Source organism: Microbulbifer sp. ABF4_107, assembly GCF_056312215.1.
Window position 1 is genome coordinate 2,873,168 of sequence record NZ_CM149983.1, and the last position, 12,886, is coordinate 2,886,053.

General features: G+C 57.3%; 9 protein-coding genes. 5 read left to right on the plus strand and 4 right to left on the minus strand.

Annotation, left to right across the window (positions count from 1 at the left end; all coding sequences use genetic code 11):
- Window positions 1–185: 185 nt before the first annotated feature.
- From ACYX4K_RS11760 to ACYX4K_RS11770, 3 genes are read right to left on the minus strand one after another with little or no spacing between them, the layout of a single operon-like run.
- Window positions 186–569 carry a RidA family protein gene (locus tag ACYX4K_RS11760; RefSeq protein ID WP_475091939.1) on the minus strand — a complete coding sequence of 128 codons (384 nt, stop codon included), beginning with the start codon at window positions 567–569 and terminating at the stop codon, window positions 186–188.
- A 49-nt stretch (window positions 570–618) separates the two neighbouring features.
- A complete protein-coding gene (locus ACYX4K_RS11765) occupies window positions 619–2,058 on the minus strand; it encodes an N-acyl-D-amino-acid deacylase family protein (protein ID WP_475091938.1) in 1,440 nt (479 codons plus the stop codon).
- A gap of 23 nt (window positions 2,059–2,081) precedes the next feature.
- Complete coding sequence (locus ACYX4K_RS11770) at window positions 2,082–2,948, minus strand: MurR/RpiR family transcriptional regulator (protein ID WP_475091937.1); 867 nt, start codon at window positions 2,946–2,948, stop codon at window positions 2,082–2,084.
- Between the two features lie 213 nt (window positions 2,949–3,161).
- Here ACYX4K_RS11770 and ACYX4K_RS11775 point away from each other — a divergent pair, with 213 nt between their 5' ends.
- The 3 genes from ACYX4K_RS11775 to ACYX4K_RS11785 are packed head-to-tail and all read left to right on the plus strand — an operon-like array spanning window position 3,162 to window position 7,831.
- Window positions 3,162–4,388, plus strand: a complete 1,227-nt coding sequence (locus ACYX4K_RS11775; protein WP_475091936.1) for an amino acid deaminase — start codon at window positions 3,162–3,164, stop codon at window positions 4,386–4,388.
- 26 nt (window positions 4,389–4,414) lie between these two features.
- Window positions 4,415–6,943 (plus strand): beta-N-acetylhexosaminidase, encoded by a 2,529-nt coding sequence (locus tag ACYX4K_RS11780; protein WP_475091935.1) that lies wholly within the window; start codon window positions 4,415–4,417, stop codon window positions 6,941–6,943.
- An 18-nt stretch (window positions 6,944–6,961) separates the two neighbouring features.
- Entirely contained in the window at window positions 6,962–7,831 is an 870-nt protein-coding gene (locus ACYX4K_RS11785) for an SMP-30/gluconolactonase/LRE family protein (protein WP_475091934.1), read from the plus strand.
- 293 nt (window positions 7,832–8,124) lie between these two features.
- Here ACYX4K_RS11785 and ACYX4K_RS11790 read toward each other — a convergent pair whose 3' ends face one another.
- Window positions 8,125–11,289, minus strand: coding sequence for a TonB-dependent receptor (locus ACYX4K_RS11790; RefSeq protein WP_475091933.1), 3,165 nt, complete (start codon window positions 11,287–11,289; stop codon window positions 8,125–8,127).
- A 453-nt stretch (window positions 11,290–11,742) separates the two neighbouring features.
- On the opposite strand from ACYX4K_RS11790, the gene ACYX4K_RS11795 reads away from it, so the two are divergent.
- Both ACYX4K_RS11795 and ACYX4K_RS11800 read left to right on the plus strand, forming a co-directional pair.
- The gene (locus ACYX4K_RS11795) at window positions 11,743–12,180 is read left to right on the plus strand and encodes a hypothetical protein (protein ID WP_475091932.1); all 438 of its coding nucleotides are present in this window, start codon (window positions 11,743–11,745) and stop codon (window positions 12,178–12,180) included.
- Between the two features lie 66 nt (window positions 12,181–12,246).
- The gene (locus ACYX4K_RS11800) at window positions 12,247–12,867 is read left to right on the plus strand and encodes a hypothetical protein (protein WP_475091931.1); all 621 of its coding nucleotides are present in this window, start codon (window positions 12,247–12,249) and stop codon (window positions 12,865–12,867) included.
- Window positions 12,868–12,886: the final 19 nt, after the last annotated feature.

Genomic DNA, 12,886 nt, shown 5'->3' on the forward strand with positions numbered 1-12,886 from the left:
ATTATTTTTATTGAACGCGAATTTTTGGGTTATTTTATTAGGCTGCCACCGCAGCGGCGACCTGCAATGCAGGCGTGGCCTGAAGTGTGCAGCTGTTGTGCCTTTCCTCGACGGACAGGGTGGCCCCCTTTCCTAGAGACTATTCTAAAACCAAAGCGCAGCAGATGTGCGCTTCAGGACGCGCGCTACGGAGATTTATAGCAAACTATGCCAACTTCTACTTTGCAGTCTACTACCAGGTCGCATACAGAGCAGATTCGCGCGGGTGGATGATCTCCGAAATTTTCTTTGAAGACTTTGTTAAAAGACTGAAAGTATCTCGCGTCGGTGAGAATCACCGTCACGTGAATCACATCCGCGGCGCTATAGCCGGCCTTATCCATAATCGCAAAGCAATTGTCGATGGCCAGCTGGGACTGCTCCACAATCCCCCCTTCCACCACTTCACCATCGCGCATCGGTGTCTGGCCGGACACGTAAAGAAAACCACCAGCTTCTACTGCACTGGAAAAAGGCAGATACTGGCCACCTGTACCCGTTCCGCCCTCGGCGCCGAATCTCTGAATCATTGGAAACTCTCAGTTTATTAGTAATTTCAGGAAGAAGGTAAACGGGTAATTAGCCGCGGAACAGAAAAGTACCGCTGCGGCTTTTCTGCACCATGCCTTCGCAATAGGCACAAACCCCGTTTACCCATACCCGGGATATTCCCTGCGCCGGACGCTGCGGTTGTGCATAACTCGCCATGGATTCCAGCGCGACGTAATCGAACAGCACCAGATCCGCGCAATACCCTTCGCGAATAAACCCGCGATTCGCCAGGCCAAAATTGGTCGCGGAAAGTCCGCTCATCTTGTGCACCGCCTGTGGCAGGTCGAACAAGCCGAGATCGCGGCCATAGTGGGCGAGCACCCGCGGGAAGGCGCCCCACAAACGCGGGTGGGGATGGGGATCATTGGGGAGACCGTCGGAGCCGACCATGGTGAGGGGGTGCTTGAGAATGTTTTTTACATCCTCATCGCTCATGCAGTGATACACCGCACCGGCGGGTATCAGCTTTTTCGCGGCCTCAAGACTGGAGAGATTCCACTCCCGCGCGATTTCCGTCAGCGAGCGGCCGCCCTGCTCGGGGCAAGGTTCGGACCAGGTAATAAAGACTTCCACATCGTCGGTGACCTGGGCCAGATCCAGGGTGCTGGAGCTGGCGGTATAGGGGTAGCAGTCACAGGCGACTTTCTGATGCTCGGCGGCAGCTTCCAGGGTACCCAGCACTTCTTCGCTGCGCCCCCAGTTACCGCGCCCGGCGCATTTCAGGTGGGAAACTATCAATGGCACCCGGTGTTCCCGGGCAGTCATCAGTGCCTCGTCCATAGCTTCCAGAATGCGATCGAATTCGGTGCGCAGATGGGTGGTGTACACCCCGCCCTGCTCTGCGAGCTCCGCAACCATTTCCAGAACTTCGGCCGTATCCGCGCACTTGGCGCTGCCATAGGCGAGGCCGGAACTGAGCCCGATGGCACCCTGCTGCAGGGCACCGCGCAATTGCGCGCGCATGGCGGTGAGTTCTGATTCGGTGGCGGTGCGCTGCAGGTCATCCATATGGTTGTTGCGCAGGGAGGTATGGCCTACCAGTGCGGCCACATTCACATTGGGGCTGGATTTTTGCACCGCGCGGGCATAATCGGAAAATTGTGGGTAGGCGAAGCGGTTGCGATCGCCCAGCAGATTCAGAGGATCGGGCGGATCGCTTTGCAAAGTGACTGGGCTGGCACTGATGCCGCAGTTGCCTACGATCACCGTGGTGACCCCCTGGCTGATTTTGGCGGGCACCTGCGGATTGTGGATAACTTCGAGGTCGTCGTGGGTGTGGACGTCGATAAAACCGGGGGCGAGATACAGGCCTTCGGCCTCGATAATTTCTCGCGCAGTGTCTGTGATCGTACCGGGCTCGGCGATGCACTGGATACGGCCTTTGGCAAGGGCAATGTCGGCGGTAAAAATGTCAGCACCGCTGCCGTCAACAACCGAGCCCTTGCGAATCACCGTATCGTATATCATTCCATGTCCTACTTGGTGCTCACTCAGTCTCCCAGCGGCAAGCGATCCTCGCCGTGCTTGTGACTGTCGAGCGTATGCTTGAGACGCCGCAACGTCTCACGGCTTTTGCGTTTTTGTTTAACCGCCAGCTCGGTGGCCAGCACATCGATCGCGGCCAGCATCACGTAGCGCGCCGCGGTCGGTTTGAAAATGTAATCGGTTTCCAGCGGTTCCATCGGCACCAGGTGGTGCAGAATTTTCGCCAGTGGCGAATCCGCCACGGTGACGCCCAGTGTGGTTGCGCCGTACTCCCGCGCAATCTCCGCCGCTTCCTGCACATCCGGGCTGTAACCGCCCATGGAAAGACACAGCACCACATCGTTGTTGTCGATGGTGGAAGCCGCCATGCGCATCAGCATGGGATCCGAGTAGGCGGTGGCCGCAAAGCCCAGGCGGAAAAACCGGTGCTGGCATTCCTGAGCCAGCACGGTGGAGCCGCCGCCCACCCCAAATATCAGAATCTGACGGGCTTTCACCAGGGCTTCTACCGCGGGCTCGATCACCGTCTCGGTAACCAGTCGCGCGTTGTGGTCCAGCGCCGCCTTGATCTCGTCGTAAACGCCGTAGTTGGCACCCGGCTCCGCCTTTACCTCGGTGTAGAACCGCTGCCCCACTGCCAGCGCCTGGGCGAGACGCAATTTCAGGTCGCGTACATTCTTGCAGCCCACCGCTTTGGCGAAGCGGGTAATGGTGGCCTCGCTCACGCTCGCTTTATCCGCGAGTTCACTGATACTCGCGTGGGCGGCAAAGCCGATATCGTCCATCACCAGGCGCGCGATCTTCTGCTCGGCATCGCGCAATTGGCCATAATGGGCGTTGATCTTCGAAACAATATCCGGTTCGTGACTCACGGCAGGGTTCCTGTTTTCCTGGTGTTCTTTGGGCCACACATGTGACTCTTTGAAGCGCCTCTTTTAGACGCCTCTTTTGAAACGGATAGGATGTTACTGAACTCGGTGCAGTATATGTATCGTGTTTGTTACTTTCAATACTGCAATCTAATATGTGATACTTTCTACCACCCCTTATTAACAGTTTTGATCGTTTTGAGACGGAGTTGGCCCATGAGCGCCGAGCCCACAAACCCGCAGTCTTCCCCGGCCGCCAACCTGCTGCGCGAGGAAATCCCCCTGCCCGCAGCAGTCCTCTACCGCTCGCGCCTGGAGCACAACCTGCAGTGGATGCAGTCATTTGCCGACCAGCGCGGGGTAAAGCTGGCCCCCCACGGCAAAACCACCATGACCCCGGCACTGTTCCGCATGCAGCTGGGCGCGGGGGCCTGGGGTATGACCCTTGCCAACCCGCAGCAGGCAAGGGTAGCAGCAGAAGCCGGAGCAACCCGGATACTGATGGCCAACCAGCTGGTGGGCCGGGCCAATATGCAGCTGGCCAGTGACTTGCTGCAGGATTACCCACAGTTGGATTTCTATTGCCTGGTGGACTCCACAACCAATATCCGCCAGCTGGGAGAATTTTTCGGCTCCACCAAGCAGCCACTGAAATTGCTGATTGAAGTCGGCGTGCCCGGGGGGCGCACCGGCTGCCGCAATACCGACGAAGTAAATGCGCTGTGCGAAGAGTTTAAACACTGGCCCCAGTTGCAGCTGGCGGGAGTGGAAACCTACGAGGGGCTAATACAAAAAAAAGAGGACGGGGAAGGCGCCGAAGCGCGTGTGACCGAGCACCTGAAATTGGTGCGCGATATCTGCCTGTCACTGCTCGAGCGAGAAGAGTTTGCCACTGAAACGGTCATTCTGAGTGGAGCGGGTTCCGCCTGGTACGATCTGGTGGCCGAGGTATTTACCGATCACAAGGCACCGCGCATCCTGCCGGTACTGCGCCCGGGCTGTTACCTCACCCACGACCGGGGCATTTATGAGGAAGCACAGGCCGCGGTGATGGCGCGGCTGGACGGGCACTGTTGCCCAAGCGGGGATCTGCAATCGAGCCTGGAAGTCTGGGCCTATGTGCAATCGCTGCCGGAACCGGGCATGGCGATTCTAAATTTCGGCAAGCGCGACGCCGCTTATGACGCGGGATTGCCGCGACCGGAAATGCACTTTCGCCCGGGCCGGGACACAACCCCGCATACAATCACGGAAGGCTGGCGGCTTACCAACATCATGGACCAGCACGCCATGCTGCAGATTCCCCGGGACGCCGATCTTCAGGTGGGCGATATGCTCGCGCTCTCCACCTCGCACCCCTGCCTCACGTTCGACAAGTGGCGCCAGGTACTGATCATCGACGATGACTACAACCTGCAGGAAACCGCGGAAACCTGCTTTTAAACAGTACAACAAGAATAAAAAAAGATATGGCAAATCTATTATTCAAGATCAGCGCACTGACGGGCCTGGCTCTCGTAATGGCCGCACCGATTGGTAGCGCTGAATCTACAGACCGCGGGGAGGTCAAACTACACACGCCATTGATGCCCTACCCCCGCCAGATCCAGCCAGTTTCCGCCGATCCGATGCAACTGGATGCGAATAGCCAGCTCTGTTTTGCGCACGCAGCCTCTCCTAAACTGATCGCGGCCACCGAGCGTTTCCGCGCGCAGCTGCAGCGCCAGCGCAATATGGCATTGCAGGCTGCCGTCGACTGCAAAAAAATCGCGGACAATAACGCGGCGGCACGGATCGAAATCGCGTTTGAAAGCAAACCGAAACGTATCGATGAAAACACGCTGGCGGCACTCGACGTCAACCGCGAGCTTTACCGCTTGCGCATTGAGGCGGGCAAGGTGCGGCTGAGTGCCCACAGCGACACTGGACTGCTTCACGGCCTGCAAACGCTCTCACAATTGAGCGGCGTCGGGGAGACCCCATCGAGCACAAACGACATTAGCTTGCCGGCCGTCGAGATTGTCGACTACCCGCGATTCCGCTGGCGCGGAGTGCTGCTGGACTCCGCACGCCACTTCCTTTCGGTCGACACCATCAAACACCAACTGGACGGTATGGCGGCGGCCAAGCTGAATGTTTTCCACTGGCACCTGACCGACGACCAGGGCTGGCGCCTGGAAAGTCGCGCCTACCCCCGGCTACACCAGACGGCTCCGGATGGAGAGTTTTATACCTGGCAGCAGGTGCGGGAAATCGTCGCCTACGCCGCCGAGCGCGGCATCGTTGTAGTACCGGAAATTGATATGCCCGGCCACGCCAGCGCCATTGCGGTCGCCTATCCGGAATTGATGTCTGCGCCCGGGCCTTACCAGCCGGAAGACCGCTGGGGCGTGCACAAGCCGCTACTCAATCCCGCCAACCCGGCGGTGTACACCTTTGCTGAAAAAATTCTCGGGGAAGTTGCCGAGCTGTTTCCGTTCGAATATGTACATATCGGCGGGGACGAGGTGGACCCGGAGCACTGGGAACAGAACCCGCAGATACAGCGCTATATGCAGGAAAACAACCTCGCCAACAGCCACGCACTGCACAATGATTTCAACAGCCGGCTGGCAGACATTCTGAAAGGGCTCCACCGCAAGATGATCGGCTGGGATGAAACCCTGCACCCGGATCTGGCACCTACGGCCGCGGTGCAGTCCTGGCGCGGTCCGGATGCGCTGGGGGAAATTGCCCGCGCCGGACACTACGGCATTTTGTCCACCGGCTTCTATGTGGATCAGCCCCAATACACCAGTTACCACTACCGCAATAACATTATCCCCACACCACTGGAATTCGATGCCGTTCAGCCCGGGGAGAAGTGGCAGACCTGGCAGTTCGAAGCGCCGCGCAAGCGGGGCAGCGCGGTTACCGGTTCTTTTACCATTGTGGAATCCTCGAGCGGAGAGCTGCGCGGGGTAATGGTATTCAATGGCAAAAAACCCGCGGTTCTGCAGCAGGTAAAGCGTACCGGCCCCTATACCTACTTTCGACTGGACACCTGGATGGGCCCGCTGCGCGCGCGTGTGAATCTGCAGGATAAAACACTGCGCGGTGAATTTATTGTGGGTAACGCGCCCTACCACCCAACGGGTGAACGGATCGCCAGCAACAGCCAGGAGAGTGCAATCCCCACTTTCTCTTCCGGCTCTTTCAGTACAGACGCGCTCAATGATGCACAGAAAAAGAATATCCTGGGTGGTGAAGCGGCACTCTGGGCGGAGATGGTCGACGAACACAATATCGACCTGCGCCTGTGGCCCCGTACCTTTGCGGTCGCGGAGCGACTCTGGTGGGGCGAGGAATTGAAGGATGAGGGTTTTCTCTACCGACGGCTGAGTGGAATCGATCAATGGGCAGAAGCTGCGCTGGGGCTTCAACACAAAACCCAACAGATGGAAGCACTATCAAAACTGTTCCCGAAAGACCTACAGGCAGAGGCGCTGGCATTTTCAGCGGTACTGGAGCCCGCCCACTACTACCACCGCCACCACGAAAAATCAGCCAATGAAACCTACTCCCGCCGGGATTCCCTGCACCGCTTTGCCGACAGCCTGCCGGTTGAGAGTATGGCCCTGCGAGATTATCGCAAGCTTCTAGATAACCTGCCGGCAAATCCCGAATCCGACTTCACCCGCCAACGCCTGCTGAGCGGCCTCGAAAGTATGCAACGCGCAGGTATCGCCGCCGAGGCGCTGCTGAATCAAAAAAATCCGCTTTCCCCTGAGATCCAGCAGCTGGCAGAAAAAGTGCAACAACAACTGAAACTGGCCGAGCTGATTACCGATCGCTACCAGAAGCAACAGACCTTCTCGGCAAGTGAGGAAATCAAACTCCGCAAGCGACTGGCAGCGCTGAAAGGAATGCACGCGGAGGTGACTCTGCCTGCGGTTTATGTTCTGGAGCGGCTGCTGGACCAACTGCAGTACGCTTTAACGAAGAACCCAAAAAAGTAAACGGACAATATCTTTAACATGGTTAAGACTTTAACAATCTCCCTGCTGGCACTGGCGATTACCGCAAACGCCGCGGCTTCTACAAAGATCAACGAAAAACCGGACACTACCGACTGGATGCCTGAGGGCAGTTTCACCAGTGGCGTGGAGGGACCGGTAGTCGGCGCAGACGGCAGTCTGTATGCGGTAAATTATTCAGAGCAAGGCACCATCGGCCGCATCACAGGAAAGGAAACCGGCGAAGTCTGGCTGAAACTCCCCGAAGGCAGTATCGGCAACAGCCTGCGCTTTCACCAGGGCTTTTTGTATGTTGCAGATTACACCGGCCACAATGTGCTGAAAATCAACCCGGCAAGTCAAAAGATCGTGCACAGATTTCACAACCCGCAGATGCATCAGCCAAACGATATTGCCATTGCGGGCAACGGCACTATTTATGCGAGCGATCCGGACTGGGCGAACAACAGCGGCCAGCTGTGGCGAATCTCACCACACGGTGAATTTACGCTACTGGAAAAGGACATGGGCACCACCAATGGTATCGAACTGAGTCCGGATGGTAAGAAACTATATCTCAATGAAAGTGTGCAGCGTCGGGTGTGGGTTTACGATGTGCTGGAAAATGGCGATGTCGCCAACAAGCAGCTACTGATCGAGTTTGATGATTTTGGGCTGGACGGAATGCAGACAGATACCGAGGGTAATCTATACATCACCCGCTACGGCGCGGGCACAGTGCTCAAGGTTTCTCCCGCCGGTGAAATTCTTGCAACCATCCGCCTGAAAGGACAACACCCGACCAATATCGCACTGAGCGCTGATGGAAGCACCGGGTACGTGACCATACAGAAGCGCGGTGCTATTGAGTATTTCTCTATTCCTCACTGACTGCGCTAGTGGTCCATGCGGAAAGTTGGGTAACTGTTCGCTTCGCCAAAGTGTCCAGCTCTGCGTTGAGAAAGCTTGAAATAGAACCACTATTCCTGCGCTTTCTCGCCTTGATCTGAACACTTTGGCTGTGCTCCTTAGTTACCGAACTTTCCGCATGGACCACTAGAAAATAGAAATCCAATCTGAAGTCCGTGACTCTCACTAACTGAAACAGCAGATACAACAAAAAAGGTGTGCCACTTGCGTGGCACACCTTTTTTGTTGAACAACGCTGTCGGATTAACCCGCGATCAGAAATTACCGCTGATCGTCAGGCCATAGCGACGGTCGGTCTTGAAGGTCAGGGACTCCTTGGTGGTGCCTTCCTGATTGACCTGCGCCAGGGTCTTGGTTTCAAGATCCAGCAGGTTGCCGATCTCCAGTCCCACTCGCCAGTTGTCGTTCAGGGAGTAGAACAGGCTCGCATCCATCATGCCGGCGGCTTCCGTGTAGATGGGGGCAAACTCGTTGGAGTCGCGGCGGGTGACCATGTAATCCGAACGCCAGGTGTAGGCAAGACGCATGGAGAAGTCGTTGTACTCGTACATGCCCACAATGTTGTAGTTCTGATCGGAATAGCCCTCAAGCGGCAGCCCGGAGAAGTTTCGGAAGGTATCGCGCTGATCGCTGATGGGTTGCCCATCGGCAGTGAAACGCTGCGCACCCAGGCCGCTCTCCGGATCGTTCAGGTCATTCTGATCGATGTAGGTGTAGTTGAGCTGCAGTCCCAGACCACTCAGCGCGCCGGGCAGGAAGTCGTAGAACTGCGAGTAGGACAGCTCGACACCCTGAATGGAACCGGAGCCGGTATTCGCCGGGCCGGTCAGGCTGAATTCCTGGGAAATGCCATTGTCCGGGTTGGTCACGGTTTCGACGAAACTGCGATTGCGGATAATGTCGTGCATTTTCTTGTAGAAAAGCCCCATGGACACCGAGCCAGCGTCGGAGAAGTACCACTCCGTCGTCAGATCGAAGTTGTCGGCTTTCTCCGGCTCCAGGTTCGGGTTCAGCGAGGTACCGAACAGGTTGACGTCAGTAACGCCGACCACCGGATTGGTGGCGTCGTCGGTGTCGTCGGAGCCCGGGTTCTCGCGAATCGCGGTGTAGCTGATACCCAGGGTTTTGGTGCTGCGGGCCTGATCCAGCGTCGGGAAATACAAGCCGCGGGAAGCGCCGAAGCGCAACAGCACATCGTCCGACAGGTTGAACACCAGGTTCAGGCTGGGGAGCACGGTATCGTAATCGGTGCCCTCAACACTCTGCACGGAACCGGTGCCGTCGGCAAACGCGTAGAGGTCCGGATAGGTTTCCTGGAATACGCTGATCAGGCTGTCGCTGCCGGAAATGGCCGGGGGCAGTACCACGTAGCCGTCGGAATCCAGCTGGTAGCTGACATAGCGCAGGCCCACATTACCGCGCACCGGGACAGCGCTGTCATCTATAGCGAAATCCGCGCGGATATAAGCCTCAAGGCGCTCTTCCCCGGTATTGGAAATATCGTGAGCGGCGAAAGGTCCGTTGACGCGGTCGGCGAGATCTTCGGAGCCCGAGTAACACTCTGCATTGGGCTGGCCGGCGGAACCGAACGGCGCATTGTTCCAGGTGCCACAACCACTGCGCATGGCTTCACTGAAATTCTTCACCAGGCTCATACGCGGGAAGAAGAAGTTGCTGGTGATATCACCCTGCAGTACCTGGCCATCGTAAAAATCACTGAAGTCGACGGTCTCCCAGGCTTCCGGAGCGACATCCGGCCCGGCCTTGTCCACCTGCGCCTTCACCCAGCCTTCATTCACGAAGCCCCAGTTGGCGTACTCGGTGTTGCGCATGGTCAACGCTTTATCCGAGTAATACATGCCGGTGTGAATTTTGTTGAACAGGCCATCCAGCTCGTAATCGAGATCGAGACGGAAACTGTCACCCTCGGCATCGGAATTGACCTCGTGGTCCAGCGCGGTGGCAATATAGTGGGTCTGGTTTTCACCGGCCCAGTTTGACCAGTAACCCGGGTTGTTCCAGGTGGGATTCAGGAACTCAACGGAGGGCAGTGAGCTGCGCAGATCCAGGAATACATCCGAGGCATTGGAGCCCGGGGCAACGCGGGCATTGATCCCGTAGTTGTGCACAATCTCTTCGGATTCGACGTGCTGGTAGTCCACGGATACCGTCATGCGATCCGTCGGTCGGAAGGTCACATTGAGCGAGGTATCTTCAACGGAATTGATGTTCTGGTTGTAGCGGGAGGAAGCCAGCATCGGCAGTTCGGCGTCGGCACGGATGATACCGCTGGTGAGGTAACCGTCGTCGAAAGTGATGGGATGCGCTTCGTCCTCCAGCCAGTGGGCGGCAAACCAGGTGGTGGGGTGGAAGCCCTGCCCCTGGGTACCGATCACCCGCTCTTCCCACTCCAGCTCGGCCTTGGAACTGATGTGTTCCAGGGTAGCGGTGATCCTTTCATCGTTGCTCTGCCACTGCACGGAGCTGGCAAAGCCTTCGCGGGTGCGGTCATTTTCCGCGGTGCGCAGGGAGAACTGGCCGGGTGCGTACACCACGCTGCCCGCTTCCTGGCCGGGAATCATCGGGCCTTCCAGCGGCGAGCCCTCTGCCGGGCGAACCACAGCACCCCAGGCCATTTCGCCAATAAATGCATCGCCGCGGGAATAGTAGTTGGCTACGCCGACGCCATCGCCGCGGGTTTTGTATTCGGAACCGGAGCCGGCCACCAGGAAGCCGACCTTACCGATGTCTGTTTCCCAGGAATCGGAAAACAGACCGGAAAAGGACGGTGTGGCCTCTTCACGAAAATCGCCGTAATTGGCTTTGGCGGTAAACGCCAGAATCTGCTCGTCGGTATCCAGCGGCTTGCGGGTAATCAGGTTTACCGTGCCGGCGATACCACCGGCGGTCAGGTCCGCGGTCTGGTTCTTCACCACTTCTACCGCGCCCAGCAGTTCCGGGGAGATATCTTCGTAGTTCAGGCCGCCCCAGGGATTGGCACTGAAGGCATCGCGACCGTTGATCTCACTGCGCACGCGGTCGAGACCGCGCACTAGTACACCGGTACCCTCATCGGCGTAGTGGTTGGGGTCGTCGGACGCGGCAAAGCGCTCGATGGTTACGCCCGACACCCGCTGCAGGGCCTCAGTCACGGATTTGTCTGGCAGCGCGCCGATGTCCGATGCGGTAATCACGTCTTTTACCGTGTCCGCATCCCGCTTCAGGTCCTGGGCGGACTGGAGGTTGGAGCGCAAATCACCGTAGACCACAACCTCTTCTACCAGCGCATCGTCGATTTGTTCTGCTTCCTGCGCAGCGAGCTGTCCTGGCAATAGGCCATAGACCGCGCCGTATACGGCGATGCTCAGCAGTTTTTTGTTGAACCCTTTGTTGAACGCGGGATGGTGTTTCCTTGTCATGGCGAACCCTCGGTGATGTCTATTTTTTATTCGAATCGATTTGTTTGATTATTAGTATCTGCGCGGCCACCAGCGCATGTTGCACCCCCAATCTGCACCCCAACCCTACCCCACTGCGATGCAAAAAATGCTCCGGGGCTCTCTAGGTAACCAGGTAACCAGATGGGCCAAGCAGACCCGCTTCCGGCGTTACCCGGGTGAGCCCCGACTGCGAGCGATACAAGGTGAACATCAAAAACGGACTGGTGATACCAGCGCATGACATGAAACATACCAATCAAGAAAATAACTTTCAACATTAAATTCAATTAATGTTAGAAACTTTCACAGCGCAAGAATTCAAACTTCCCCGAGTAGCACCGGTTAACACTCGTTAACGGATCTTTACCACTCGTCCTCAGTAAAAATAGTGTCTCCATGGTCTCATAGACCACACACCACACAGGAGACACCATGAAACGTCTGTACAGCGCTGCCACTTTCGCGGCCATTGCCACAGTGACCGGATGCGCCAGCGCCCCGAAAGCGCCGCCGGTTTATTCCGAGTCCTTCATTACCAATATCACCCCGCAGGGCAACCATCTGTTTACCTACACCGCCAGTCTGAGCATGGAAAATGCAGGAGGTGGCCGCAAGCCGGGCGGCGGCGGTCGAGGTGGCAAGGGAGGCAGAGGCCCCGGTGGCGGTATGGGCGGCGGCATGGGTGGAGGTAAGGGCGGTGGCGCGGGCGGGATGCCGGCCAAAATGCGCGAAAACGCCAGCGAGGCCGCCATGGAACGCCTGGACCTGGTGCTCGCAGAAACCAACTACTGCCCACATGGCTGGTTTGTTATCGAAAAAACGGCAGACCGGGGCAATGTGGAGGTTAAAGGAGAGTGCCGAGCCCGTTGAGGCCCCTACGATTCCCCGCGAGATAGCGTAAACTGGCCTGAATAAATCCAACTCTGGGCGTTATCAATGAAAATTCGGGCCGGTGCCATCCTGTCACTGTCTGTCAGCGCGCTGTGGCTGTCAGGCTGTGACTCCAAGTCTCACCCAACTGCACAGGAACATCCTGCGGATCAATTTTTGAAAAACATCGCAGCCCATTGCGGCCAGGCATTTGCCGGAGATATTACCGCCAATGAGCCACGCTCCGATAAGCCCGACCCGTTTGAAGGCAAGGAACTGGTGATGCATGTGCACGGCTGCGAAAATCCGGCACAGGAAATTCACATTCCCTTTCACGTGGGCGACGATCGATCCCGCACCTGGATACTGACACGCACGGAAAACGGGCTTCGGCTCAAGCACGATCATCGCCACAAAGACGGCAGCGAGGATGCTGTGACCATGTATGGTGGCGATACTGCCAGTGCGGGGACGGAAAATCGGCAGGAATTCCCGGTAGACGAGGAATCCATAGAAACCTTCAACCGCGAAGGGTTGAACGCATCAATTGAAAATACCTGGGCCATGGAAATTCACCCCAGCCGGTATTTTATTTACGAACTGACCCGGCCGAATGGGCGAGAATTCCGCGTGCAGTTTGATCTGAGCAAGCCCGTCACGGCACCGCCGGCACCCTGGGGGCACTGAGCCCCCGGATCGACGTATT